The organism is Phocaeicola sp. GP0067 (assembly GCF_031119655.1).
Classification (GTDB): Bacteria; Bacteroidota; Bacteroidia; order Bacteroidales; family Bacteroidaceae; genus Phocaeicola; species Phocaeicola vulgatus.
In genome coordinates, this window is record NZ_JAVHZY010000001.1 from 232,262 (window position 1) to 258,420 (window position 26,159).

At 44.8% G+C, this 26,159-nt stretch carries 21 protein-coding genes; 8 read left to right on the forward strand and 13 right to left on the reverse strand.

The features are described from left to right. Positions 1 to 48: 48 nt before the first annotated feature. From kduI to RE317_RS00855, 3 genes are all read left to right on the forward strand, one after another. Positions 49 to 891 carry a 5-dehydro-4-deoxy-D-glucuronate isomerase gene (gene kduI, locus RE317_RS00845; RefSeq protein WP_117700037.1) on the forward strand — a complete coding sequence of 281 codons (843 nt, stop codon included), beginning with the start codon at positions 49 to 51 and terminating at the stop codon, positions 889 to 891. 36 nt (positions 892 to 927) lie between these two features. Then, positions 928 to 1,731, forward strand: a complete 804-nt coding sequence (locus RE317_RS00850; RefSeq protein WP_005844136.1) for a gluconate 5-dehydrogenase — start codon at positions 928 to 930, stop codon at positions 1,729 to 1,731. Between the two features lie 96 nt (positions 1,732 to 1,827). Then, positions 1,828 to 3,000, forward strand: coding sequence for a DUF4861 domain-containing protein (locus RE317_RS00855; protein ID WP_005850038.1), 1,173 nt, complete (start codon positions 1,828 to 1,830; stop codon positions 2,998 to 3,000). Between the two features lie 57 nt (positions 3,001 to 3,057). Here the strand turns inward: RE317_RS00855 and RE317_RS00860 are convergent, their stop codons facing one another. From RE317_RS00860 to RE317_RS00875, 4 genes are all read right to left on the reverse strand, one after another. Further along, entirely contained in the window at positions 3,058 to 3,669 is a 612-nt protein-coding gene (locus tag RE317_RS00860; protein WP_005844141.1) for a polysaccharide deacetylase family protein, read from the reverse strand. A gap of 70 nt (positions 3,670 to 3,739) precedes the next feature. Then, positions 3,740 to 7,144 carry a DUF2723 domain-containing protein gene (locus tag RE317_RS00865; RefSeq protein WP_005844143.1) on the reverse strand — a complete coding sequence of 1,135 codons (3,405 nt, stop codon included), beginning with the start codon at positions 7,142 to 7,144 and terminating at the stop codon, positions 3,740 to 3,742. A gap of 460 nt (positions 7,145 to 7,604) precedes the next feature. Beyond that, the gene (locus RE317_RS00870; RefSeq protein WP_005844145.1) at positions 7,605 to 8,372 is read right to left on the reverse strand and encodes a metal ABC transporter ATP-binding protein; all 768 of its coding nucleotides are present in this window, start codon (positions 8,370 to 8,372) and stop codon (positions 7,605 to 7,607) included. A 9-nt stretch (positions 8,373 to 8,381) separates the two neighbouring features. After that, positions 8,382 to 9,287 (reverse strand): metal ABC transporter solute-binding protein, Zn/Mn family, encoded by a 906-nt coding sequence (locus RE317_RS00875; RefSeq protein ID WP_117873354.1) that lies wholly within the window; start codon positions 9,285 to 9,287, stop codon positions 8,382 to 8,384. A gap of 674 nt (positions 9,288 to 9,961) precedes the next feature. On the opposite strand from RE317_RS00875, the gene RE317_RS00880 reads away from it, so the two are divergent. Further along, positions 9,962 to 10,459 (forward strand): AraC family transcriptional regulator, encoded by a 498-nt coding sequence (locus RE317_RS00880; protein WP_005844149.1) that lies wholly within the window; start codon positions 9,962 to 9,964, stop codon positions 10,457 to 10,459. Between the two features lie 57 nt (positions 10,460 to 10,516). Further along, positions 10,517 to 13,525: a PL29 family lyase N-terminal domain-containing protein gene (locus RE317_RS00885; RefSeq protein WP_008666559.1), complete on the forward strand. Its 3,009-nt coding sequence runs from the start codon at positions 10,517 to 10,519 to the stop codon at positions 13,523 to 13,525. Positions 13,526 to 13,877: 352 nt separating this feature from the next. Here RE317_RS00885 and mnmD read toward each other — a convergent pair whose 3' ends face one another. The 6 genes from mnmD to RE317_RS00915 are packed head-to-tail and all read right to left on the reverse strand — an operon-like array spanning position 13,878 to position 20,915. Beyond that, on the reverse strand, positions 13,878 to 14,561 hold the full coding sequence (gene mnmD / locus RE317_RS00890; protein ID WP_005844153.1) for a tRNA (5-methylaminomethyl-2-thiouridine)(34)-methyltransferase MnmD: 684 nt from the start codon (positions 14,559 to 14,561) through the stop codon (positions 13,878 to 13,880). A 4-nt stretch (positions 14,562 to 14,565) separates the two neighbouring features. Then, a complete protein-coding gene (locus RE317_RS00895) occupies positions 14,566 to 15,033 on the reverse strand; it encodes a YqaA family protein (protein ID WP_005844155.1) in 468 nt (155 codons plus the stop codon). Further along, complete coding sequence (locus tag RE317_RS00900; RefSeq protein ID WP_005844157.1) at positions 15,009 to 15,944, reverse strand: hypothetical protein; 936 nt, start codon at positions 15,942 to 15,944, stop codon at positions 15,009 to 15,011. The genes RE317_RS00895 and RE317_RS00900 overlap by 25 nt, the downstream gene beginning before the upstream one ends. Positions 15,945 to 15,962: 18 nt before the next feature. Next, positions 15,963 to 17,231, reverse strand: coding sequence for a phosphoribosylamine--glycine ligase (gene purD, locus RE317_RS00905; RefSeq protein WP_005850053.1), 1,269 nt, complete (start codon positions 17,229 to 17,231; stop codon positions 15,963 to 15,965). A 15-nt stretch (positions 17,232 to 17,246) separates the two neighbouring features. Beyond that, positions 17,247 to 19,460, reverse strand: a complete 2,214-nt coding sequence (locus RE317_RS00910; RefSeq protein ID WP_008666563.1) for a S9 family peptidase — start codon at positions 19,458 to 19,460, stop codon at positions 17,247 to 17,249. Between the two features lie 6 nt (positions 19,461 to 19,466). Next, positions 19,467 to 20,915 (reverse strand): THUMP domain-containing protein, encoded by a 1,449-nt coding sequence (locus RE317_RS00915; protein WP_005844163.1) that lies wholly within the window; start codon positions 20,913 to 20,915, stop codon positions 19,467 to 19,469. A gap of 309 nt (positions 20,916 to 21,224) precedes the next feature. Between RE317_RS00915 and RE317_RS00920 the strand changes: the two genes are divergently transcribed. Then, positions 21,225 to 21,347 (forward strand): hypothetical protein, encoded by a 123-nt coding sequence (locus tag RE317_RS00920; RefSeq protein ID WP_005850059.1) that lies wholly within the window; start codon positions 21,225 to 21,227, stop codon positions 21,345 to 21,347. 79 nt (positions 21,348 to 21,426) lie between these two features. Here RE317_RS00920 and RE317_RS00925 read toward each other — a convergent pair whose 3' ends face one another. Both RE317_RS00925 and RE317_RS00930 read right to left on the reverse strand, forming a co-directional pair. Beyond that, positions 21,427 to 21,618: a hypothetical protein gene (locus RE317_RS00925; protein WP_005850060.1), complete on the reverse strand. Its 192-nt coding sequence runs from the start codon at positions 21,616 to 21,618 to the stop codon at positions 21,427 to 21,429. Between the two features lie 150 nt (positions 21,619 to 21,768). Then, entirely contained in the window at positions 21,769 to 22,677 is a 909-nt protein-coding gene (locus RE317_RS00930) for a serine O-acetyltransferase (RefSeq protein WP_005844169.1), read from the reverse strand. A gap of 109 nt (positions 22,678 to 22,786) precedes the next feature. On the opposite strand from RE317_RS00930, the gene RE317_RS00935 reads away from it, so the two are divergent. Beyond that, positions 22,787 to 22,915 carry a hypothetical protein gene (locus RE317_RS00935; protein WP_005844171.1) on the forward strand — a complete coding sequence of 43 codons (129 nt, stop codon included), beginning with the start codon at positions 22,787 to 22,789 and terminating at the stop codon, positions 22,913 to 22,915. A 62-nt stretch (positions 22,916 to 22,977) separates the two neighbouring features. On the opposite strand, the gene rnr is transcribed toward RE317_RS00935, so the two are convergent. Then, a complete protein-coding gene (gene rnr, locus RE317_RS00940; RefSeq protein ID WP_005844173.1) occupies positions 22,978 to 25,125 on the reverse strand; it encodes a ribonuclease R in 2,148 nt (715 codons plus the stop codon). 91 nt (positions 25,126 to 25,216) lie between these two features. Here rnr and RE317_RS00945 point away from each other — a divergent pair, with 91 nt between their 5' ends. Continuing rightward, complete coding sequence (locus RE317_RS00945; RefSeq protein WP_005850066.1) at positions 25,217 to 26,158, forward strand: cation diffusion facilitator family transporter; 942 nt, start codon at positions 25,217 to 25,219, stop codon at positions 26,156 to 26,158. Position 26,159 lies beyond the last annotated feature (1 nt).

The following is a 26,159-nucleotide window of genomic DNA, read 5'->3' on the forward strand; positions in this document are numbered from 1 at the left end:
CCAAGTCGAAATAATTCGGAATACTATAAAAACATAAAATAGCTGCTTATGAAGACAAATTATGAAATCCGTTATGCCGCGCATCCCGAAGATGCCAAAGGCTATGACACCCAAAGGATACGACGGGATTTCTTAATGGAAAAAGTATTTTCGGACAATGAGGTGAACATGGTTTATTCCATGTATGACCGCATGATTGTAGGAGGAGCCAGACCCGTAGGGGAGGTATTGAAGCTGGAGGCTATCGATCCGTTGAAAGCGCCTTATTTCCTTACCCGCCGTGAAATGGGGATCTTCAATGTGGGCGGTCCCGGTGTGGTCAAAGCCGGAGATGCCGTGTTCGAACTGGATTATAAAGAAGCGCTTTATCTGGGTTCGGGAGACCGGGAAGTGACTTTTGAAAGTAAAGATGCCGGAAACCCTGCCAAATTCTATTTTAACTCTGTTACCGCTCATCGTAACTATTCCGATAAAAAAGTGACCAAGGCAGATGCCATCGTTGCTGAAATGGGTTCATTGGAAGGGTCCAACCATCGTTGCATCAACAAGATGCTGGTCAGTCAGGTATTGCCTACCTGCCAGTTGCAGATGGGAATGACCGAACTGAAACCGGGAAGTGTGTGGAACACCATGCCGGCGCACGTGCACGGCCGCCGTATGGAAGCCTACTTCTATTTCGAAGTGCCCGATGAACACGCTGTTTGCCATTTTATGGGAGAAGTGGATGAAACCCGTCATATATGGATGAAAGGCGATCAGGCAGTCTTGTCTCCCGAATGGTCTATCCATAGTGCGGCGGCAACACACAACTATACCTTTATCTGGGGTATGGGTGGAGAGAATCTGGATTACGGTGATCAGGACTTCTCATTGATTACAGACTTGAAATAAATCATATAACTTCATTAATTTAATAATATAAGTATCATGAATCAGTATTTGAATTTTTCTTTGGAAGGTAAAGTAGCTCTTGTAACAGGCGCTTCTTATGGTATCGGTTTTGCTATTGCATCTGCTTTTGCAGAACAGGGCGCAACCATCTGTTTCAACGACATCAATCAGGAATTGGTGGATAAAGGTCTGGCTTCTTACGCTGAAAAAGGAATCAAGGCACACGGATATGTATGCGATGTTACTGACGAACCTGCCGTACAGGCTATGGTTGCCACTATTGCAAAAGAAGTAGGTACCATCGATATTCTTGTAAACAATGCCGGTATTATCCGTCGCGTTCCGATGCACGAGATGGAAGCTGCCGATTTCCGCCGTGTTATTGATATTGACTTGAATGCTCCGTTCATTGTTTCTAAAGCGGTTTTGCCTGCGATGATGGAAAAAGGACACGGAAAAATCATCAATATCTGCTCTATGATGTCTGAGTTGGGGCGTGAAACCGTTTCTGCATACGCTGCCGCTAAAGGTGGTTTGAAGATGTTGACCCGTAACATCTGTTCTGAATACGGAGAATACAACATTCAGTGTAATGGTATCGGTCCGGGCTATATCGCTACTCCGCAGACTGCTCCGTTACGTGAAATCCAGCCCGATGGAAGCCGTCATCCGTTTGATACATTCATCTGTGCCAAGACTCCGGCCGGCCGTTGGTTGGATCCGCAGGAATTGACCGGTCCTGCCGTATTCCTTGCATCCGAAGCATCTAATGCCGTCAATGGCCATATTCTCTATGTAGATGGCGGTATTCTGGCCTACATTGGTAAGCAGCCTAAATAATTAGTAGATATAAATAGAAAGAATCTGCTTGTGTCTTTGTTGATACTTGCAGATTCTTTGTATTTTTGTCTTTCAGTTCGACAAACAATAAATAGTATGAAAAAAATCTTTTTAGCAGTCGCAACGGCGTTAGCTATGTTTTCCTGTTCGCAAAAGGAGCCGGTGACTGTCACTATAACCAATCCGCTTTCCATTGACAGAAATGGGGAAATGGTGGAAATCTCTATGGCTGAAATAACAGGCAAACTACAATTACCCGATACGGCACAGGTTATCGTATTGGACGAGAACGGGCTTGAAGTACCTTATCAGATAACATACGATGATATGCTTATCTTTCCTGCTTCGGTGAAAGGGGATGCCTCGGCTGTTTATACAATTGCAGAAGGAACTCCGCAGCCGGTGGATGTAGTTGCTTGCGGGCGTCAATATCCCGAACGTCTGGATGATGTGGCATGGGAGAATGACCGTGCCGCTTATCGTGCATACGGTCCTGCTTTGCAGGAGAAGGGCGAGCGTGCCTTTGGTTATGATATCTGGACTAAAAGTGTGTCCGAACCGGTAGTGGAGGATCGTTATGACGGTGATTTGAACCGGGGTATTTCTTATCATGTAGATCATGGAAACGGAATGGACTGCTATGCAGTGGGCCCGACTCTGGGTGGAGGAACAGCTGCTTTATTCCCCGATAGTACCATTGTTTATCCCTATTGTTACAAGGATTGTGAAATCTTGGATAACGGTCCGCTCCGATTCACAGCTAAGTTGGTCTATAATCCGTTGGTTGTAAAAGGGGATTCAAGTGTGATAGAAACGCGTATCATTTCTTTGGACAAGGGGTCGCAGTTGAACAAGACTGTGGTTTCTTTTGACAATTTGCAGGAAATCACTCCGGTGGTGACCGGCATTGTATTGCACAAACAGAATCCTATGGGATATAGTTTTGATGCAGACGCAGGCTATATAGCTTATGCAGACTCTACGGAGAATGCTGCCAATAACAATGGAGTGATTTACATAGGAGCCGTATTCCCGGCTACCGTCAAAGGAGCGTTTGCCCAAGTGTTCTCCGAAAAGGAACGGAAGGAACGTGGGGATGCTTTGGGCCATGTGTTGGCGGTTAATGATTATGAACCGGGAGCTGAGTATATTTATTATTGGGGATCAGGCTGGAGCAAATATGGTTTCGAAGCCGATACCGATTGGAATAAATATTTGGAAGAATATGCCCGGAAGATACGTAATCCATTGGCAGTTGCCATAAAATGATACATATACAAGAGGGTATGCGTATACGCCACGAAAAAAACAAGGTATTTGGCTTTATCAGTCAAATACCTTGAATTCATAGCCTTGTTCCAACAGCCATTCTATGGCCCGGGGCAAGGCGTATTTCATGTTTTTCTCTGCCTTGATGGAGTCATGGAAAGTAATGATGGAGCCATTCCTCACATAATGTTTTACCTTCCTCAGTACCTGTCTTCCATTCAGCTTGTTGCTATAGTCACGGGTAACCAAGTCCCACATTACGATCTGGTATTTATGCCGCAGCACCATGTACTGCATCCAGCGCATGTGGCCATGTGGCGGACGGAATAGGTTGGTATGGATCAGCTCGTTTGCTTTGTCCGTATTGGCCAGATAGTTCTTGCTTCGGTATTCGAATCCCCGGATATGGTTAAAAGTATGATTTCCCAAACGATGTCCCCGTTCTACAATCATCTGGAATTCCTTGGGATGCTTGCGCACATTGTCGCCCACCAAAAAGAAGGTAGCCTTGATATTGTACTTGTCTAATAAATCGAGTACCCACGGTGTGATTTCGGGAATCGGCCCGTCATCGAAAGTCAGATAGACCGCTTTTTCATTCTTGTCCATTCGCCAGAAAGCGCGTGGATAAAGCCAGCGGAGTATCAGCGGGGGTTGTTCTATAAACATGAATGTGTGTGCTTTTGTTGGTTATACAAATATAAAGGTGTGGATTCACCGCAGAATCCACACCTTTTATTTACTTTCTGCCTGCTCCGCCGCCTACACGTTTGTTGAACACCTCATAGAGGTCTTCAAACTTCTTGGCATAGTGGCTTGCCATATCTGATTTTTTCTGTTGTTCACCTTCACCTTGTACACCGCCGGCAGCATTTGCGCGGGCAAGGCTCTTGTTGATCTCATCCAGAATATAGAAATTGCGCAGACAGTCCTCGTATGAACCTTGCAGGCGTTGGTCATCCAGACTCAGGTACCAGGTGATGTATTCCACCGATTTGTTTGCCAGATCATTCAGAATGGCTTCTCCCTTTTCTTTTTCACCTAACGCCAGATAATCGTCGGCCATTTCTTTTGAACTGCTCATGATGTAATCGTGGGGCACGGTGGTGCTTGGGATTACTTCCGAACAGTAGTCAAGGGCTTTCAACGCCTTGTCTTTCTTGCCTTCTTTTATCAACTGGGTAGCCAGCTGTATAAACATACGGCGGTGGGTCTGGCACATACGCATCACAGTCTCGTCGATATAGATATCCGGGTTGTTGATTCCTCCGAACTTGAACTTGTTCATCAGGTTATCGTACATTTTCTCGCTGTCGATGCGTGCGTTCAGCCGGGTGGTGTTGAACGGGGTGATGCGGTAGGCAAGACCTTCCTGCATGAAGTTGTTGCCCAAATTCAGATGATTGTCGCTACCCACCGTAATAGCCATGTACAACGGACGTTCCCAATTGGTATTTGCCAGCATCTCAAGCATCATCAGCTCACTCTTGTACAGCATACGTTTGCCTTTCAGGGAGATACTCATGTAATCGGGGATTTCACCATGCAGGGAGTCGGGAATCATCATGCCCGAGCGTTTCACTGCCTCCTTGTCCAGCTTGATGACGATGCTGTCCGTCGGTATCAGCTGTAAACCTTCTTTGGGTGAGCGTACCCAGTATTTCAGAATATTTTTCAATTCATACGGGTTGTCTCCGAATTCCTTGGCGGCTTCTTCCGGGTTCTGCTTGTAGAAGTTATTGATGCTTTCCATCACTTCCGGACGTACAGCCACTCCTTCATTATGCCCCTGTACATATTCCAGACGGCTCCATTCGATAGGCACTGCCGGGGAGTCGTATGCCTGACGCTTCATTTGGTCGATGTACCAGTCCGTTTGCAGGTAACTCAGGTTACATACACGTACATCGGTACGGAAACCTTCCGTTTCCTGGTTGTACCACAAGGGGAAAGTATCGTTGTCACCATTGGTAAAGATAATCGGGTTACCTTCTTCCTGTACGGTGCTCAGGTAGTTTTGTCCGAAGTCGCGTGCCACATAACGGTTGCTGCGGTCGTGGTCGTCCCACGTCTGGCTCACCATTTGGATGGGTACGAACAGACAAACTACAGTTGCAATGACGGAAGCCGGTTTCTCACCCAGTTTGCCTTGCAGCCATTGGGCAATACCCGCCACACCCATGCCTATCCAGATGGCAAATGCATAGAACGAACCTGCGTATGCATAGTCACGTTCGCGGGGCTGCATCGGGGTCTGGTTCAAATAAAGCACGATGGCCAGACCGGTCATGAAGAACAGGAAGAATACGATCCAGAATTGCTGGATACCTATCGGTTCTTCTATCTCTTCCCCATTCGGAGTCGTGATACGTTTTGTCTTGTAAGCCTGCCAGAACAGACCGATAAGTCCCAGAATCAACGGCAGGCAATAGAATACATTGTGCCCTTTGTTGTTTTTCAGGTCGGAGGGGAGCAGGCTTTGGTCGCCCACCAGGAACTTGTCCACAAACGGTATTCCGGTAATCCAGTTGCCATGTTCTATTTCACCCTGTCCCTGTATGTCATTCTGGCGTCCGGCAAAGTTCCACATGAAATATCTCCAGTACATGTAGTTCAACTGGTAGATAAAGAAGAACTTGATGTTATCCCATTGGGTCGGGACTTTCACCATCACCATCTGTCCGCACTGGTCGTAAGGAACCTGCACGCCTTTGATGCCGCCCAGCCAGTCTTCGTAGGCCTGTGCGTGTGCATCGCTGTACATGCGCGGGAAGAGCATATTTTGTGCATACTTGTAATCGGTCTTATGACGCACTACTTCGTAGCTGTCTTTTTCATCGGGAGTCGCTTTCTCCTTCCGTTGATACACGGGAGCGCCTTCCGTCACATCATATACACATCCTCCGTCCACTTCTTTCAGTGCCGGTTTGGAGGCGTATGTCTGTCCGTAGAACAAAGGACGGGTTCCATATTGCTCGCGGCCCAGGTATTCTCCTAAAGTGAAGATGTCTTCCGGAGAGTTCTGGTCCATCGGAGTATTGGCGGTAGAGCGGATCACAATCAAGGCGTATGAGGAGTATCCTACCATAATCATCATGATGCACAGCAAAGAGGTGTTTAAAGTACGTGCGCTAATCTGATATTTCTTGTTCAAATCAGCAAACAGATAAACGCCCAAGATTCCTAGTATGATAATGCCTATCAAGGCGCTGCTCCATCCGTAGCCATAGAAGGGGATGCCCAGCATGGCGATAGTTACCATGAAGGAAATATTCATGCGTTTGCGGCTCTTTTCCGTATAGCTTTCGTAAACACCCCAGATAATGGATGCGGCGAGTAGAATGATGTAGACTATCAGACCGCTGTTGAAAGGCATACCGAAACTGTTGACGAACAGCAGTTCGAACCATCCTCCCACTTTTACTACGCCCGGCACGATACCGTACAGCACTGCTGCAACCAACACCATGGAGCCTGTAAGTGCCAACAGGCTGCCTTTGAGGTTGGCATCGGGATTCTTTTTATAATAGTACACCAGTACAATGGCCGGAATACACAATAAGTTCAGCAAGTGCACACCGATGGAAAGTCCGGTCAGGTAAGCAATCAGAACCAGCCAGCGGTCGCTGTGAGGCTCGTTGGCAACGGATTCCCATTTTAGAATCAACCAGAATACGACTGCGGTGAAGAGGCTGGAGTAAGCGTATACCTCGCCTTCTACGGCACTGAACCAGAAGGTGTCGCTCCATGTATAAGCCAAGGCTCCCACCAGTCCTGACCCCATTATGGTAATGAGTTTGCCCAAGGTCATCTCCTTGTCATCGGGGCATATCAGTTTTTTCACCAGATGGGTTATACTCCAGAAAAGGAACAGGATACAAGCCGCACTCATCAGAGCGCTCATGGTATTGACCATTCTGGCTACTTGACTGGGGTCGCTTGTAAATTGGCTGAATAAGTTGGCGGTAAGCATAAAGAAGGGTGCACCGGGCGGGTGGCCTACCTCTAATTTATAGCCGGTGGTGATGAACTCCGGACAATCCCAGAAACTGGCTGTCGGTTCTATAGTCATGCAGTAAGTATAAGCTGCGATGACAAAAGCTAACCAACCTACCAGGTTGTTGACTAATTTGTACTGTTTCATGAATATATTATTGTTTCGTTAACGTTCAATGGGCGCAAAGATACGAAAGAAAGTTGGAATAGGGAGGCAATGGTCTGTTATTTAGTGTTATCCTTAGGGAATGCGGCAGAAAATGTTTCTTTCAGTCCTTAACGGAATTTCTATGTTTTATTGCTGGTTTGTATACTGTGTTCTGAAATTTCAGTTTGTACAGATGAAGGAAACCTTTGGATTCCTAACCTTTTTCTACTCTATGGTTAAGCTTGATTGATGGTTAGGTTAAGGTCTTTTATACGGTAAACCAGTATAGACCGCTACAGTGGACTGTACAGTCTGCTATGGTAGTCCGTACGGTCTGTTGCAATGGACTGTACGGAGCACTGCCGGCGACTGTAGAAGTCTGCCGTAAGAAAATGCTTAATGATAAGGTGGATAGGGCTTAACCTGCCGCATGAAAAGGCTTAGGTCACGATAATCGGATTTATTCGTCGTGATGATGGCATTTCAAGATGCGGTGAGGGAAGTTTCCATGTCCTAACAGTTCGATGGGGCATCCGAAATGCTCTTCCAGCCATTCGGTGGGTACTTCCGTATCGGGATGATAATCCAGCGTTTCGTTGACGCACGCTATGGTTTTTACATTTTGCAGCACAGTGCCTATGTCATGGCTTACCAGGATGATGGCCCGTTCCTTGTTGATTTCTTCCAGCAGGGAGTAGAGTTTGGCCTCAAACCGTTTGTCAATGTAGGTATTGGGTTCGTCCAGAATGACAACCTCAGGGTTTGAAACCAAGGCGCGTCCCAAGAGCGCGCGTTGCAGTTGTCCTCCGCTCAGTTCGCCGATGGCACGGCTTTCCAAACCTTCCAGACCCATGCGGGCAATAATCCGGCTCACCAGTTCATGCTGTTCGGGGGTGTAGCGGTGGAACAGGGACTTCTGTTTGTTGAGCCCCGATAATACCACCTCATATACGGAGATGGGGAATTTCTTGTCAATACTGTTGTATTGTGGTAAGTATCCCATGGCTATTTCGGGTACTTCCTTTTCGTTCTTATAGAAACGGACACTGCCCGAAGCGGGCTTCAGTAACCCTAGTATGATCTTGATCAGTGTGGTTTTTCCGCCACCATTGGGGCCGATTACACCAAGGAAGTCACGTTCATATACCGTGAGATTGACGTGACTCAGTACTGTCTTCTCATCGTAAGAAGCGGAAATATCTGTAAGTTGTATAATGGGATTCGTCATAAGGCTCTGTTATTTGGCAAGTGCATTTGCTACATTGATCATCTCTTCCCGCCATTCATAACTTAGCGGATTAATGGGAACAACGGTGACTCCCAGTTCATCTGCTATCAGCCGGGCATTGCGGGTATCGAATTCCTGTTGGACAAAAATAACCCGGGCATTGTCCCGGCGGCAGGTTTCTATCAGTTTTTTCAGATGGGCGGGTGAGGGTTCCTTTCCTCCTTCTTCTATGCTGATTTGCTTTAATCCGTAGTCCCTAGCAAAATAACTGAGTGCCGGATGATAGATAAGGAAAGTGGTATCGGCATTCTGTAGCCGGTCACGAACGTCCGTATCTGTCTGTGCGATAATTTGTTGCAGACTGTCCAGCCGATGCTTGAAATAAGGTTCGTTTGCACTGTCCAGTTCACTCAGGGCGGAGTAGATATTACGGGCGATTACTGAGGCATTGCGTGCGGAGTTCCATATATGAGGCTCTATACCCCCTTCGTGATGATGGTCACCGTGGTTGTGTCCTGTTTCGTGTATGACGTCTATTCCTTTTGAGGTATCGAATACTTTCAGATGAGGGGCATTCGTGGTCAGTTTATCCATCCAGGCTTGTTCGAAACCGATATAGCCGATGCGCAGGTAGGCGGTGCTTTTATCCAGATTGACCAGTTGTTGGGGGGTAGGGTCGTAGGTTTCGGGGCTGCTTCCTTTCGGAACCATGCTGACTATCTTGAATTTATCGCCTGCAATGGTTTCTGTGAAATAGCGCAAGGGTTCCAGGGTGACAGTCAGGGTCGGTTTTGTGGAAGTGGACTGTTTACTGTCACAGGCGGTAAACAGGCACACTATCAGTACCATGCAGCACGAACAAAGGATACTTTTGCCGGGATGCAATGGGGAAAATATGTGATGTCTGGTTTTCATGAATGTTATCTTTTCTGTTTAACAACAACAAATATACGCAAATTGCTCATTAATCGGGTACAAATACTCCCCAAATTGCTCAATTGATAAGCAATTTCAGTCTGGTTAGGGCTTTTCATACGGCTATTCTGTGGCTGTATGAGAAGCCTTGGTTTCAGGTAAGAGATTCTATATGGCATTCTATGTACTCTTTATCGTTCTCTATAAATATGCGCTTTATATTTGGTGGGAAGTGTCTTGTCGTTTGTCAATCTTTTTAAGATGCCATATAAGGCTCTTGTATTCGTGAAGAATAAGATTTGTAAAAAAATCCTTTCAATCTTTGTTCATGTATTTATCTTACTATATGTTAAGAGCAGGAATAGGAACTGATTGTGGATGATTGAAAATCAATGGGTTATTGTATGTATGGAAGATGAAAAAAGTATAAATCTCTTAGTAAGAGATCGACATTTCACGTGCAAAAATAAGGAAAGTTTTGATAACTAGTACACTTTTCGCGGAAAAAATATGGAATATTGTGAAAAAAAGTATTTCTTCTGGTTCTACCGGCTCTGATTTAATCTTGTATCTGTATAGTTAATATTTTGATTTAAAGCCTGTTATCGTCAGTTTGTAGATCTCTTACTAAGAGATCTGCATAAAAGGCCAATAAGAACGAATAACGAGTTTAGATGGAATACCTGTTTCTGAGACGTAAAAAGACGAGCAGCACTTCTGTAAGGCAGAAGACATTGCTCTATCGTGCCGCCGGTCGCGAATGGACGGCGCGGTTCTCGTCACTGTCGGATGTCCGTCCGGCAGACAGCCTTATATATAAAGGTATATTGTATCAGTTGGAGATACGCCGGGCGTTCCTCGATTCCTCTCTTTCGTTAAAGAAACTGAGTATGATGCTCGAAACAAACCAGACTTACCTGAGCAATGCGGTGAACCGCTACTTCGGTTGTCATCTGAAGGAGTTGCTTAACCGCTACCGGGTGGAATACGCTAAGGAGCTGCTTCGCAACGGCGGTTGTCCGCTGGGCGAGGTTCCGTCACGGAGCGGTTTCGGTTCGAAGAGTCCTTTCTATCTGGCTTTCGTCCGTCAGACGGGTATGACTCCGAAACGGTATGCGGCGCGCGAGAGGAACCTGGTGAACTTGGAAATAGAGAATGAAGTCCTTTTATAACAGTATATGTATAACCAATTTTTAGTTTTTTAAATTTATAAATTTAAATCTTTATTTATGAACAAAAAGTTTTTAAGTGCAGTTCTGTTCGGAGCCTTGATGGTTTCGTCAACAGGAACATTTGTGTCTTGTAAAGACTATGATGAGGACATTGACCGCATCGACAAGGAACTGGTCGATATCAAGTCGGCTCTTTCAGCTTTACAGGCAAAAGTTGATGCTGGTAAGTATGTTACCAACGTAGTGAAGAACGGTGACGGTATCACTGTAACCTGGAGTGACAATTCTACAAGTACCATTGAAACTATCAAAGGTGACAAGGGTGAAGACGGTAAGAATGGTACAGTTGTGACCATCATTGACGGTTACTGGGCATTTGACGGTGTGAAATCTGAATATCCTGCAAAAGGAGATAAGGGTGACAAGGGTGACCAGGGCGAACCGGGTGATGCTGCCGCTGCCGGACATGATGCCAAAGTGAACGAGGAAACCGGTTATTGGCAGGTATGGGATGCTGAAAAAGGTGCATACGTGGATACCAAATACATTGCCGGTGGTCTGAGAGTGGTTGAAGTTGCCGGTGGTTACAACTTCACTGTAACAGAAGCAAACGGTGAGCCGAAGACTATCTTTATTCCGGGTGGAGCTGCATTGTTAAGCATTATTCCTGAACTGAACGGACAAAACTATGCTCAAGATTTCGATATCTATTATGGTATATTGAATAATGACGTGGATTGGGCAGGACATAAAGCTGTAAACGGCAAAATGTTGAAAGGTATGTATCCTACTGCCGACCGCGACATCAAGATGCAAGTGAATCCCGCAGGTGCTGATGCTGACGCTTATGACTGGGCGTTTGTTTCTACAGACAACACCACTCCTTGGGGATTGAATTTTGGTGCTCCCCAAGCATGGACCGGCAAAGCTACTACAGCTACCCGTGCCACATCGGCCAACGGTATGTGGTTACTGCCTCGTGACGTGCAGAAATGGGATTTGGATGCAGCCGGAAGCCAGGGACGTCCTGACTATGCAGGCCAGTTCAAGGCTAATGATGGTGACAAGTACCTGTTTGCACTGAAAGCTACATCAAAAAATAATGGAGAAGTAGTAAAATCCCCGTTTGTATATACATTCAAAGCCAGCAATGTAAACGCAACTGAAAACATTCACATTAATGGTTTGACATTTGCTCCTTCAGGAAGCTCATTCTTGTATGGAAAGGAATATACTCCTTCCTTCGATATGCTAGGATTTAGTTCTGACGGCTATGATCAATGGGCAGAAGATTCTGTATTGGTATATGACTACTATCTGGAAATAGACAAGAGCAAGATTACAGATGAATCCATCAGAAAATATGGTGTGGAGATTACTGCAGACGGTTATCGTTTCATCGCTAAGAAAGAAGCTGTAGTGAACAATACTATTCCGTTCATTTACAACTACATCTTGATAAACGGTCAGAAAGGTAAGACTTACTTCTCTGTCAACTTTAATGATGAGGCTGTGACTGTTCCTGACAAGTTCCTGGAAGATATCGTTGCACCGTTCAATGCTACGGTTATTGCCGATCAAACCAGATGGTATGGATGGAGCAAGGCACTTGACTTGACAGAATTCTTCAACACATTGGGAGATGCAGGCAAGATGAAGTGGATTGATGCGATTGCACGCAGCATGGGTAATTCAACTGATCCACAAGAAATCAACAGAAGTGTATTCGATAAGAGATATGGTAGCAATGACCTTGATTTCAATGTAGAACTGACTGGTGGTGATCCTATCAACAACCAAGGTACTTGGGACCGTGTTATATACAATGGTGCATTGCTGGACAAATACATTGAATTTGATTATGTAGACGCAACCGGCAAGTCTTGTCTGACCGGAAACATCCGTGATTTGGATAAGATTACCGCATTGAAGGTAACATTCAAGGTTGACAGCGAATTAGGAGGACATGTAACTGCTCCTTATTACACAACAGACGGTCGTCAGTATAGTGGTGACAACACGAAGATTGCATTGCCTTTGGACAACGCATTCCGTGTAGAAATCGCAACTCGTTATGATCAATACGAAGTGGCAAGAATGAACTTCTCATTCGAATTGCAGATGCCTACTAACTGTCCGATCAAACGTGAATCTGTAGCTAACCGTACATCTGCTTGGTCTAAAGACAAAGACGGAAATGATGTATTGAAAGTATATGGTGAAAAACTGTTGGACCGTTATGATGCTGTTGCAGCTGATATGCGTGATGCATTCAAGGGAGTTTATAACTACCAGAATGGTGCTTACAATGCACAAGCAAATGTTGAAGCTAACTGGTATGAAGTATTGGTTCCGACTAATTCGTTCCAAATTATTGGTAAGACTAATGAAAGCTATGCAACTCTTGCCGGTATCTCAAATAGCTCATTATATACTGAATGGAATACAATCGGTTTCTATGGCACAGCCGGCAACATGGATGCATATACTTTGACCGATGTTAAATATCATCACTTCAATGTTTATACAGAAGCTAAGGATGATATTATATTACAGTTTGCCAGCCGTATTGCTGACTCTAAGGTTGCAAAAGTAGCATCTAAGGGTACAAAAGAGAATCCGTTCATTGCAAAAGCTGTTTATTCAACAGATGGTTTGCAGACAATTTTGAAGTATGCATTCGAAGTAAGCAATACTGATTTCACTTTGGCTGATGCATTCGACAAACCGTACTATCTGTTTGACCGTGCTGCCGCACAAGGTGTAACTGCTGCATTACGTGCCGAATTGAACTCTTCATTGGTAAATAACAGACAAAGCATTGTTGTAGATAAGGCTGATCCTTCATTCTATGGCTTGTATCCTTCTGCCAAGATGGATCAACAGGCTACAAATGTGGTGACTTATATCTTAGACGGTGCTGCTCAAACTGCCAATACCAACAAGATGAAGTTTGATATTGCCAAAGAAGTAGGTAATGGTAAGGTTATTGAAATCACATATCATATCACAGATGTATTTGGTATGACTAAAGACTTGACATTCTATGTACAGACTTTGAACTAATTGGATCTAATAATAGAGTCTTAAAAAGTGAGAGTGACTTTCGGGGCACTCTCACTAACAATTCCAAGATAAGACTTTCTCCGACAGGAGAATCTTATATAATAAAAACTTTAGATTTATAAAACAGAATCTCTGGCTTGTGACAAGCCGGAGATTTTTTATGTATATAACGGCAATCATCTCAGCGTGGAGAAAGAATATGAAGAATCTATGACGGATTCAGCGATGAATGTTTCATGGTAATTTGCTGATAAATATGCAGTTATGCGTATATGACGGATTTGAAGGATTTTACAACGGTTTTACTGTTTTAGGTGAAACTTGACCATTCATCAGTTTCGGTCCTAGAAGTTTAATCAGACTTGGTTGCCCGCAGTATCTCGCGTTTTCCCCCCGGAGGGCCGGGAAGGCGTTCTACTGTGAATCCGGCTGTTTGCAGCATCCTTCTTACCACCCCTTTGGCACAGTAAGTTGTCAGGATACCTCCTTCATTCAATACCTTGTATAAAGTATCGAAAAGAGATTGTTCCCACATTTCGGGTTGTTTTTCGGGAGCGAAGGCATCAAAGTAGATGATATCGTATAAGGGAACGGCGGGACGGCTGCCTTCCTCCGGGTTGAAAAGCCGGGTAAAATCATCTTCAATTTTATGTAATGTGAACCAAGGGGATACCTCTGTTTCTGTGTTCCAGGGCGCCCGGTGAATGGCGTAATAATCCTCCTCATGCTGTTTGCCGATCAGGCGGGGGTAGTCCAGTTGCTTCAAGGTTTCTTCGGCTAACGGATAGCGTTCGATACCGGTATAATGTACTTTCCGTCGGGTCTCTTCTGCTGAAAGCAGTGTCAGAAAGGCATTCAGCCCTGTTCCTAGTCCTATCTCCAGAATGTGGGGCTCGGAAACGGGAGAATGCTTTAATCCCATTTCGATAAAAATATGTTGTGACTCCGTCAGTGCCCCTTTCACCGAATGATAATGTTCGTCCAGTTCGGGTACATAGAGGGTATAACTTCCATCTGCTGTTTGTTCCAGTTTCATAATTTTAATGCATTAAAGCGGAGGCTTCCAATACTCCCCATACCAATAAGGCGTAGCGGAGTATCTTTCCGATGGTCATAGCGAGAATGACAATCCATATATTGGCACGCATCATGCCCAATACAATGGATATGGCACTTCCCAAAATAGGGATAAAGGCGAAGAAAGCCATCCAGGCACCCCGTCCGTGTACAAACCGCTCCGCACGGTCCATCTTCTCTTTTTTTACATGAAAATATTTCTCGATCCATTCCATATTGCCCAGATGTCCCATCCAGTAGCAGGTCATGCCTCCGGCAACATTGCCGGCGGTGGCGGCGGTTATACTGATCACCGGGTCTAAGCCCAACGGACCTACACAGGCTGCCAATACGGCCTCCGAACTGAAGGGAAGAACACTTCCGGCTATAAAAGAGCCTAGAAAAAGACCCCAATATCCCCAGTCGATCAGGAATTGAAGAATTGCATCCATAAATTGTATATAGTTAGAACTATTAATAGAACAAATGTAATGATGAAAAAGATGCCGGTAAAGCGGTTGTGGGTTAAAGTAAATAAATGTCCTGTTAAAATGGATCCTACAATGACCTGCATCTGCAACAGGATGTCGAAATGCTGTGGCTGTAAGATACCCAGTAAATAAATCCAGGCTTCAACGGCGATCAGGAAAAAAAGGAATATACGCGTGCGTACCTTGTCTAAATAAGAAACATGGAAATAATGCACGCTGCTGACCAGTGATATCAAGGTGATGATTCCACAGGATATGATTCTGTCCATCCCTAATGTCCCATAACTGATGGGTTGAAAATGAATAAGCTCCTGTAAAGGGTGATAGAAGAGATTCATTTTGTCGTAATAGAACGCATAGCCGAAAAAGAGCCAGTAGGGCACACAGAGTCCTGTAAGTCCGGCAAAGAAACTTTTGAGTGACAGGGATCTGAAACTGATCATCCCCAAATAGAACAGAGGTACAAAATAAAGCAACTGTGGAAACAACAGGCTTCCCAGTCCGATGAAAAAGAAAGCGTGGAATATACTTCCCGCCGGATAGGGAGATTCGTAGCTGCTGAATAATTGGGAAATAGCGATCAGAAAAGTGAGTGGCGCAAAAACGGCATACTGGAAGGAATGCAGAAACAGGCAGGCCGTGGACAGGAATACGTAAAAGCTGACATGCAAGGTACTGCGTGTCCGTATCAGCGTGAAGGCGGTGTTTATCTCGATCAGCAGATAGGCAGTCAAAGCACAGACCAGCAAATTGATTACATCCTGCCATTCATTGCCCGTGATGATCCGGAGAAGCAGGCATATAAGGATGGCAACAGGGAAGGTGAATCTTCCCTTTGCCATATCTATTTGGAATTTGTCATAGCCTGCCATGGGGTGATAGTCCGCTGATTACAGGTCGAATCCAATATCTGAACGGAAATATTTCTTGTCGAAATTGATTTTCTTCGCATTGGCGAATGATTGTGCCAAGGCTTCTTCTTTATTGGCACCGTAGGAGCTGACTGCAATGACACGTCCGCCGCTAGTGACTACCTGTCCGTCTTTCAGTGCTGTTCCTGCATGGAATACAATGCTGTTTTCAATCTCTTCTACTCCGCTGATGGCAAATCCCTTGTCATAATGTTCCGGATATCCGCCGGATACCAGCATGACGCATACTGCCGAACGGGGGTCTATCTCCAGGACTTTTTCATTCAGATTGCCTGTTGCCACTCCTTCAAGCAGTTCCACCAAGTCACTCTTGATGCGCAGCATGACACTTTCCGTTTCCGGGTCGCCCATGCGTACATTGTATTCAATGACCATCGGTTCGCCTTTTACATTAATCAGGCCGAAGAAGATAAAGCCTTTATAGTCGATGCCTTCTGCTGCCAGTCCTTCTACTGTGGGGCGGATGATACGTTCTTCCACTTTTTCCATCCATGCTTTGTCGGCAAACGGAACAGGAGATACACTACCCATACCACCGGTGTTCAGCCCTTTGTCGCCTTCGCCGATGCGTTTGTAGTCTTTTGCTTCGGGCAGAATCTTGTAGTTCTTTCCATCGGTCAGAACGAATACGGAACATTCTATACCGCTCAGGAATTCTTCAATCACTACGGTGGCGGAAGCGTCACCGAACATTCCGCTCAGCATTTCTTTCAATTCTTTCTTGGCTTCTTCCAGGGTGGGCAGAATCAGTACGCCTTTTCCGGCGCAAAGACCGTCGGCTTTCAGTACGTATGGAGCTTCCAATGTTTCCAGAAAGGCTAGTCCTTCTTCCAGATTTGCGGCAGTGATACTTTTGTAACCGGCTGTCGGGATATTATGGCGTTGCATGAAGCCTTTGGCGAACTCCTTGCTGCCTTCCAGTACCGCACCCGCTTTTGAAGGCCCGATAACAGGAATGTTTTTCAGCGCTTCATCTTTTTTGAAATAGTCATAGATTCCTTTGACTAACGGGTCTTCGGGACCTACCACTACCATATCTATATTATTCTTTACTACAAACTCTCTGATTGCTGTAAAGTCATCTGCTTTAATCGCTACATTCTCGCCTACATTACTTGTGCCGGCATTTCCCGGAGCGATATAGAGTTTCTCGATTTTGGGACTTTGAGCAATCTTCCATGCCAGGGCGTGTTCACGTCCGCCTGAGCCTAATAGCAACAGTTTCATAATCTTATCTTTTGTTTATTTTAAGTGGTCTTCAAAATAGCGTGTAATGCGTTCATACAAGTGCACACGGTCGCGTCCGAACATATTATGACCGTCGCCCGGATACATAAAGAAATCGGGTTGGGTTCCGGCATCAATGCAGGCACGGAGGAAACTGATGCTGTGCTGGGGAACACAAGTGGGGTCATTGGCGCCAATGATCACTTCCAAGCGTCCTTTCAGGTTTCCGGCTCTCAGCTTCAGGTTGGCGTTCTTGTAGCCTTCGGGGTTGGTTTGCGGAGTATCCATGTAGCGTTCGCCGTACATTACTTCGTAGTAAGCCCAGTCGATGACAGGACCGCCGGCTACTCCTACTTTGAATAGTTCGGGGTAAGTCAGCATCAAGTTGGTGGTCATGAAACCACCGAAGCTCCAACCATGTACGCCAATGCGGTTATTGTCCACATAACCCAATGATTTTAAGAAATCCACTCCTTTTACCTGGTCTTTCATCTCTTCGGTTCCCAATTGGCGGAACGTACAGTTCTCAAATTCCAGTCCCCGGTTGTCACTGCCCCGGTTGTCAACGGTCAGCATGACGTAACCCAGTTGTGCCATGTAAATATCCCATCCGCGGGCGTCATAGTTGCGGTTGTTGTGGATTAGTTGGGCATGTGGTCCGCCATACACGTAGATTACGGCCGGGTATTTTTTGTTGGGGTCAAAATTCACCGGCTTTATCAGGCGGTAGTATAAGTCGGTCTTGCCGTCGGCTGCCTTGAGGGTACCGACAGTGATTTCGGGCATATTGTATGCTTCCAACGGATTGGTGGCGGTCAACAGGCTGATAGTCTTTCCCTTTCCGGAAGTGGGAACGATCTCGATATTCCGGGGAATGGTGAAAGAAGTATAATTGTCTATCACATAGTTGCCGCTACCGGACAGTTGTACATGATGCATACCGTCTTTATTGCCGATGAGGCGGCGTTTGCCTGTCTTTACATTCACAGCGTATGCGTTGCTCTGCAAAGGGGAAACCTCTGTGCTCATGATGATGACTTCCTTGGTCTTTTCATTGAATCCGAGGATGTTTTGTACTACCCAGTTGCCTTGGGTAAGCTGTCTGGTCTTGTAGCTTTCCCGGTAAGAACCTCCGGCCGCGGCTCCATGTGATTCCGGATATACGGAAGTCTTGGTGTCCATCAGGTAAAGATGGTTGTAGCCGTCGCGCTGGCTCTGATAGATGAACTTCGTGTGGTCCCACGGCAGAAAGACGATGGGATGTTGGGGTTCTACATATTTAGTATGCTTCTCTTCGTAAAGGGGATTGCTTTTCAGTGGCTCTCCTGTTTCCGCGTCATAGCAGCATAGCAGGGCATGGTTCTGGTCACGGTTCAGTTCAATGACATAAACGCTTTTTTCGTCAGGACTCCAGCTGATATTGGTAAAATAACGGTCGGTAGGGTCTCCGGCTTTCAGATAAACTGTTTTTTGGGTCTCCGGATTGTAGATGCCGACAGTCACTTTGTGGCTGGTCATTCCTGCCATCGGATACTTGTCCGGCTCCAGTGTCGCTATGCGGGTGGAGGTATTTACTTGTGGATAATCGGTTACCATGCTTTCGTCCATGCGGTAGAAAGCAAGCAGATTTCCTTTCGGACTCCAGAAAGTACCTTTCGAGATACCAAATTCCTGACGGTGTACACTTTGTCCGCATACGATGCCTTTCGGTTCGTCGGTGACTTGTTGCGTTTTCCCGTCGGCAGTCGTTACAAACAGATTGTTGTCAAGGGTATAAGCCAATGAACGGCTTTCCTTGTTCCAGTCCTGGTTGGCGGCTTTAGGAGAGAGAGGCTGACTCCATATTATTTCCTTTTTAGTTAAATCGATCAGCACTTTATTGGATGTGGTATTTACCAGCATCATCTTTTCAGCGTATGGGAAAGATGCATTCCTGAAGTGGTTGATTTTCCCTAATTCCTTGTTTGCCAACAGTTCATTCACTTCCTGCAAAGTGATAAGTACGTTTTCCTTCCCATTTGCCGGCTGGATGGTTTTTACCTCTTCTATGTCGGCGTTGATGCATACATCTCCCCACCATTGCAAACCATACAGATTTTGTGGAAGCAGGTTATAATAATTGTTTCCTCCCGGCATCAAGTCTTCCAGTGTGAAACTTTTCTTGTCTTGTGCCCATGTTACAGATGAAGCCATGATTAATAAGGCAATCAGATTGATTAATTTTCTCATAACTGTTTATTCTTCTGTCTTTTCCTTATTGTCGTCAAATTTACGGGGACTGCTTTTGAAATTGTCGCGGCCTTCACGTCTGTCACCAAAGTTGCGGTGTTCTCCTCTTTTGAAATCGCCACGTCCCTCACGTTTGTCATCAAAAGAGCGTCTTTCTCTGCGCTCTCCTCCTTTGTACTCTCCGTGTCCTTCACGTCTGTTGTCAAAACTACGACGTTCTCTGCGTTCTCCATATTCTACCTTTTCCGTGTTACGGCGCGGGCGGATTTCTTCCCGGCGGGGCTTGAATTCCTGATCGGCGTTCTCACTACGGAATTCTTTGAATTTGCCGTTGAATAATTGGTATTTGCGGAATTCACATTCCAACGAACCGTTGAACAGGGGGATTTTTATAGAAGGCTTTAAACCAATCTGGTCGAAACATTCTTCACGGTAACTTAGTACCCATGCATCATTGCCGGTGAAAGAGTGTTTCAGACGTTCGCCTATCATTTGATACAGGCCCAGCAAATCATTGGTTGAGATACGTTCTCCATAAGGAGGGTTGGTGATGATGATGCTTTTTTCTTTGGGTTGCTCAAATTGCTGGAACGGTTGGATTTTTAAGATAATCTCCTTGCTCAGTCCGGCTGCTTTCACATTGTGAGTGGCAATTTCATTTGCTTTCGGATTATTGTCATATCCAAAAATCTTATGTGTGAACTCACGTTCCTGTGAGTCATCATTGTAGATGCGGTCAAATAGTTCCTGATCAAAATCGTTCCACTTTTCAAAAGCGAACTCCTTGCGGAATACGCCGGGAGCGATGTTACGTGCTATCAGGGCGGCTTCGATAGGTATTGTTCCTGAACCGCACATCGGGTCTATCAAATCACATTCGCCTTTCCATCCGGTCATCAGGATCATACCGGCTGCCAGTACCTCATTCAAAGGAGCTTCTACAGCTTCCTGGCGATAACCCCGGCGGTGGAGTGACTCGCCCGAACTATCCAGTGACAGAGTGCATTTATTTTCGGCTATATGGATGTTCAGTGCCACATCGGGATGGTTGATGCGTACCGAGGGGCGCTCTCCTGTCTTTTCACGGAAATAGTCCACAATGGCGTCTTTTACTTTGTAGGCTACGAACTTGGAGTGACGGAACTCGTTCGAGAAAACCACAGCGTCTACGGCAAAACTTTTATCTTTATCCAAGAAGTCTTCCCACGCAATGGCCTTGATAGCTTCGTAAACTTCATCGGCATTCTTCGCCTCAAAATGTTTGATGGGTTTCAGGATGCGGATGGCAGTACGCAGGCAGAAGTTTGCCCTATACATCATTTCTTTATCGCCCGTAAAGGCTACCATGCGTCTTCCTACTTCTATATTGCTGGCTCCCAGCTCGGTGAGTTCTTTTGCCAGTACTTCTTCCAGTCCCTGGAAAGTCTTGGCGATTAGCTCGAATTCTTCCTTCATCTTAAATGATAATTACGTAATTTCAATTGATGGGACAAATTTAATGATTTTCTGTTTGCTAATCAATTATTTAGAGAATTAATCTGTTTGATGAAGCAAAAAAGAGGATGAAATCGGGGCGTCCACGCTCCTTGCCGGGGTCTTTATTTACCTTTGATTATAAAAATTCTTTGAAAACGGAATTGGGTATATCTGTGGAATAAATTGACAAAATATGTATCCGGCAATGTAATTGTTATCCTATAGAAATAAATTCTACACAGGAATTTGCCATTTTTGCTGAATCAAGAAACTTAAATAGAAATCAGAATGAAAATGGAATTGACGGATGAGAAACGTAAGGGATATGTGGTTTGTGCTTTAATGATACTGGTCTCTTGTTTGTATTTGGTTTATTTGGGGTACAGTCTCTACCGTATGGGGCATGCTTAGGACAAAATGAAACCATATCTGTATCACACAGGTATGGTTTCTGTAAGAGAAATTCTATGATTAATAGGTTGAGTGACTTTTATGCGAATTCTTCTGCCAGATAGACTTCGTTTATTTCGCAGAAAAACTCATCGGCGATATCTGACAGGGTTTCCAATGCTTCTTCGGCAGTTTCGCCGTAAGTGCAGCATTGGTGGTAGTCTGTTAAAAAGGCGTAATATTCCCCGTAGGGTGTACATTCTATCTGATATTCATTGCTTTTAAGTTCCATATATACCTCCTTTTTTATCGTACTGCAAATATCTTGTTTATCTGTTACAAGAAGGTGTACAGGAAGTTACTGTTTTATTAAAAAGTTTGCTGCCATACTACTTTTTAGACCATTTTGTGATGTCAGCATTTCTATGATGGCAAAGGGGTTTTATTCGTCTTTGTTTTTTCGCTGTACGATACGTGATCCGGCAGGTACATTTTCTGTTACCCAAATATTACCTCCTACGGTAGCACCCTTGCCAATAGTAACACGCCCTAAAATGGTTGCATTGGAATATACAATGACATCGTCTTCTAAAATAGGATGGCGTGGAATGCCTTTAATGGGATTTCCATTATTGTCTAGCGGAAAGCTTTTAGCTCCTAATGTTACCCCTTGATAGAGTTTCACATTATTTCCGATGATGCTGGTCGCTCCGATTACTACACCTGTACCGTGGTCGATAGTGAAATGGTGTCCTATTTGTGCCCCCGGATGAATATCGATACCGGTTTCCGAATGTGCCATTTCTGTAATGAAGCGGGGGATTAAAGGTACACCCAGTATTAACAGCTCATGTGCGATGCGGTAATTGCTGATAGCGCGGATAGCCGGATAGCAACTGATGATTTCACCAAAGCATGTGGCGGCGGGATCACCATAATATGCGGCTTCTACATCGGTAGCCAGAATGCGGCGGAGTTCGGGCAGTTTACTGATGAAACGAGCTGCCAGCAAAGAGGCTGTTTCTCTGCACGGTTCATTGTCATCGGTTGCATTTTTACTGTTTTCCTGTCCGAAGCAAAGTCCTGCCAGAATTTGTTCGGTCAGCAGGCCGAACAGGGTTTCTACATTTACACCGATATGGTAGTTGATGGTATGGCTGTTAACGGTGGAATTACCAAAGTAGCCGGGGAAGATAATGGCGCGTGCCAATTCTACTATCTTGTATAGGGATTTGGCAGATGGTAAAGGATCTCCATCTTTGTGTTGGTGGAATAATCCTTTATAGGACTGGCTTTCAGATAATTCATCTACTGCCTGCGTTAATATGTTCGTGTAATTGAATGTAGTCATGAACTGAATGCTTTAGAAGGACAAAAGTAAGTAAATTCTATATTATTGCCAATAAATAGAATGAATATTGATGTTAATCCTTTATTTTTGCAGAAAAAAGGGAATATTTATGGTAAATAAGAAAAATCCATTTGCTTTTAAGGCAAAACAGGAAACTAAAAAGAAGTCCGGTGGTAAACGGATCGGCAAATCGAAGCCGGATAAAGCGAATAATCAGTTGAATAGAAGAGTGAAGTAAATGAAACTATTGTCTTGTTGCAGGGGAAGAACCAGTCTGCCCCTACAACAGGATGTTAATCTTTATTTCTCGACCAAAGCGAAATCAAGTTGCTTTTTCTCCAGATTGGCGCGGGCCACTTTAATGGTAACCGGATCTCCCAAACTGAATTTTTTGTGATGCCGGCGTCCCGTCAGACAATAGTTCTTTTCATCGAAATCATAATAGTCATCACCAAGGTCACGCATGGGAATCATACCTTCGCACTTGTTTTCGTTCAGTTCCACATAAAGTCCCCATTCGGTAACTCCGGAAATGACTCCATCGAACTCCATGCCCAAACGTTCACCCATAAACTCTACTTGTTTGTATTTTACAGAGGCACGTTCCGCATTGGCGGCGATTTGTTCCATTTCAGAGCTATGGTCACACAATTCTTCGTATTTCGCTTCCTGTACCGTACGTCCTCCTGCCAGATAGCGGGTGAGCAGACGATGAACCATCATATCCGGAAAACGGCGGATAGGTGAGGTAAAGTGAGTATAATAGTCAAATGCCAGACCATAGTGGCCAATATTATGTGTGGAATAACGGGCCTTTTGCATGGCACGCAAGGATACGGTTTCCACCAGATTTTGTTCTTTCTTGTTCTTTATGTCGTCCAGTAAACGATTGATGGATTTGGATATCTCAGTTTTGCTACCCGATGTACGTATCTTATATCCGAAGCGATTGATAAACCAATTCAAGTTCTCCAGTTTATCGGGGTCCGGAAGGTCGTGGATACGATAAGGGAATACTTTGGCTTTCTTGTTTTTAGGTACTTTACCGATTTTTTCGGCAACCGTGCGGTTGGCCAACAACATAAATTCCTCTATCAACTTATTGGCCTCTTTGGATTCTTTGAAGTAGACACTGAGCGGTTTGCCGGTTTCGTCTATCTCAAATTTCACTTCTACGCGGTCAAAGTCAATAGCACCGGCAGCCAATCTTTGTTTACGCAGGATTTGTGCCAGTTTGTTCAGTTCCAGAATTTCTTCTTTGTAGTCGCCTTCACCCGTTTCAATCACTTTTTGCGCCTCCTCATAGGTGAAACGGCGGTCGCTCTTTATAATGGTGTGCACGATGCGCGAGTCTTTCACCTCTCCCTTTTCATTCATATTGAAAATGACGGAGAATGCCAGTTTCTCTTCGTCGGGGCGGAGGGAACAGATGAAGTTACACAGCCGTTCGGGCAACATGGGGATGGTACGGTCTACCAGATAAACGGAAGTAGCGCGTTTTTCAGCTTCTTTGTCGATAACGCCTCCTTCTTTTACATAATGAGTAACATCGGCAATGTGTACGCCTACTTCCCATAGTCCCGGTTTGATGAGACGGATGGAGAGCGCGTCATCAAAGTCCTTTGCATCTTTAGGGTCAATGGTGAAAGTTGTTACATTGCGGAAATCTTCACGTTCTGCATAGTCCGCCTCGGAAATCTCTGCCGGAATCTTTTCGGCAGCGGTTTCTACATTCTTGGGATATACGTAAGGTAAGCCGAATTCGGCCAGAATGGCATGCATTTCAGTTGTGTTTTCTCCTGCTTTTCCCAAAATATCAATGACTTGTCCTATCGGGTTTTTTGCCTCTTCGGGCCATTCTACAATTTTCACGACTGCTTTGTCCCCATTCTTTCCACCTTTCAGCTTATCTTTCGGGATAAAAATATCATTTGCCAGAGTGCGGTTCTCGGTCAGCAGAAAGGCGTAGAATTTCTCTACTTTCAGTGTGCCGACAAAAGTATCGTTGGCACGTTCCAGAATCTCTATCACTTCACCTTCCGGGTTCCGGTTCTTACGTTTGGCAAAGAGGGCTATTTTTACTTTGTCATTATTCATGGCATGTGCCGAATTACGTTCGGCTATGAAAATAGTTTCTCCACCATCATCGGGGATGAAGGAGTTCTTGCCGTTGCTTTTACGCTGAAAGACGCCAGTCATAATCAGACCGTGGTCGTTCAGTTTGTAGTGTCCTTTTTCTACTTCTTGCAGAAAATCATCCTCAATCATTTCAGTAATGATGTCGGCACAAAGCATTTTAAGAGGATGTGTAGTAAGGTTCAGACTGCTTGATAATTGTTTCAGACTGAATGTTTCGTTCGGTTTTGTGTGGAATAAGCTTATCAGTCGTTCAGACATTTCGCTTTTTTTCATGCGTTTCCCTGCTTTTTTTTCTTTCTTTTTAGCCATAAGGGGATATATTTATGTATTATGTGCTACAAAGTAAACAAAATAATTGGAATAGCGGTTCAATAGATACATTAAATTTGGTTGAATCTAAATGAAACGTGCTATCTTTGTCCGTTCTAAAACAATTGTTATGACTGAACTTGATAAGAAAATCAGGGAAAAAGAAATTTATAGAGTTACATTAGTGGGGAGTTTCGTTAATTTCTTGCTGGTTATTTTTAAATTCCTTGCCGGAATTGCAGGGCATAGTGCTGCTATGTTGGCAGATGCAGTTCATTCTCTATCTGACTTCATTACGGACGTAGTAGTGATTCTTTTTGTACGTATATCCAATAAACCAGTGGACAAGAGCCATGATTATGGTCATGGGAAATATGAAACATTGGCTACTGCTTTCATTGGTATGGCATTATTGGGGGTAGGATTTGGAATATTGTGGAATGGAGCAACAGATATATTGGTTTTCCTACGAGGTGGGGAACTTCGTCAACCGGGAATGTTGGCATTGGTTGCTGCCATTATTTCTATTCTGTTGAAGGAAATACTTTATCAATATACAGTCAGAGTGGGGAAAAGATGCCACTCACAGGCTGTTGTGGCGAATGCGTGGCATCATAGGAGTGATGCATTATCATCCATTGGTACGGCTGCCGGTATTGGCGGAGCGATTTTACTTGGTCCTCATTGGGCGGTACTCGATCCTATTGCCGCTGTGACAGTCAGTTTCTTTATTATGCGGGTTTCCATCAGGCTGCTGGTTCCTTGCCTGGATGAATTGCTGGAAAAGTCTTTGCCGGATAGTGTGGAACGTGAGATAGAAGGAATTGTGTTATCTTTTGATGGAGTCAGCGAACCGCATCATTTACGCACGCGGCGCATCGGAAACAATTATGCTATAGAGATTCATATACGCATGGATGGGAACATTTCTCTGCATAAAGCGCACGAGACGGCAACTGGTATTGAACATAGATTGAAAGAAAAGTTTGGAGAGGATACTCATGTGGGTATTCATGTGGAACCGGTGAAATAAC

Excerpts from the sequence above, each read along its gene's own strand:
- kduI (WP_117700037.1), top strand. The coding sequence starts at position 49 with ATGAAGACAAATTATGAAATCCGTTATGCCGCGCATCCCGAAGATGCC.
- RE317_RS00850 (WP_005844136.1), top strand. The coding sequence starts at position 928 with ATGAATCAGTATTTGAATTTTTCTTTGGAAGGTAAAGTAGCTCTTGTA.
- RE317_RS00855 (WP_005850038.1), top strand. The coding sequence starts at position 1,828 with ATGAAAAAAATCTTTTTAGCAGTCGCAACGGCGTTAGCTATGTTTTCC.
- RE317_RS00860 (WP_005844141.1), bottom strand. The coding sequence starts at position 3,669 with ATGTTTATAGAACAACCCCCGCTGATACTCCGCTGGCTTTATCCACGC.
- RE317_RS00865 (WP_005844143.1), bottom strand. The coding sequence starts at position 7,144 with ATGAAACAGTACAAATTAGTCAACAACCTGGTAGGTTGGTTAGCTTTT.
- RE317_RS00870 (WP_005844145.1), bottom strand. The coding sequence starts at position 8,372 with ATGACGAATCCCATTATACAACTTACAGATATTTCCGCTTCTTACGAT.
- RE317_RS00875 (WP_117873354.1), bottom strand. The coding sequence starts at position 9,287 with ATGAAAACCAGACATCACATATTTTCCCCATTGCATCCCGGCAAAAGT.
- RE317_RS00880 (WP_005844149.1), top strand. The coding sequence starts at position 9,962 with ATGGAATACCTGTTTCTGAGACGTAAAAAGACGAGCAGCACTTCTGTA.
- RE317_RS00885 (WP_008666559.1), top strand. The coding sequence starts at position 10,517 with ATGAACAAAAAGTTTTTAAGTGCAGTTCTGTTCGGAGCCTTGATGGTT.
- mnmD (WP_005844153.1), bottom strand. The coding sequence starts at position 14,561 with ATGAAACTGGAACAAACAGCAGATGGAAGTTATACCCTCTATGTACCC.
- RE317_RS00895 (WP_005844155.1), bottom strand. The coding sequence starts at position 15,033 with ATGGATGCAATTCTTCAATTCCTGATCGACTGGGGATATTGGGGTCTT.
- RE317_RS00900 (WP_005844157.1), bottom strand. The coding sequence starts at position 15,944 with ATGGCAGGCTATGACAAATTCCAAATAGATATGGCAAAGGGAAGATTC.
- purD (WP_005850053.1), bottom strand. The coding sequence starts at position 17,231 with ATGAAACTGTTGCTATTAGGCTCAGGCGGACGTGAACACGCCCTGGCA.
- RE317_RS00910 (WP_008666563.1), bottom strand. The coding sequence starts at position 19,460 with ATGAGAAAATTAATCAATCTGATTGCCTTATTAATCATGGCTTCATCT.
- RE317_RS00915 (WP_005844163.1), bottom strand. The coding sequence starts at position 20,915 with ATGAAGGAAGAATTCGAGCTAATCGCCAAGACTTTCCAGGGACTGGAA.
- RE317_RS00920 (WP_005850059.1), top strand. The coding sequence starts at position 21,225 with ATGAAAATGGAATTGACGGATGAGAAACGTAAGGGATATGTGGTTTGT.
- RE317_RS00925 (WP_005850060.1), bottom strand. The coding sequence starts at position 21,618 with ATGGAACTTAAAAGCAATGAATATCAGATAGAATGTACACCCTACGGG.
- RE317_RS00930 (WP_005844169.1), bottom strand. The coding sequence starts at position 22,677 with ATGACTACATTCAATTACACGAACATATTAACGCAGGCAGTAGATGAA.
- RE317_RS00935 (WP_005844171.1), top strand. The coding sequence starts at position 22,787 with ATGGTAAATAAGAAAAATCCATTTGCTTTTAAGGCAAAACAGGAAACT.
- rnr (WP_005844173.1), bottom strand. The coding sequence starts at position 25,125 with ATGGCTAAAAAGAAAGAAAAAAAAGCAGGGAAACGCATGAAAAAAAGC.
- RE317_RS00945 (WP_005850066.1), top strand. The coding sequence starts at position 25,217 with ATGAAACGTGCTATCTTTGTCCGTTCTAAAACAATTGTTATGACTGAA.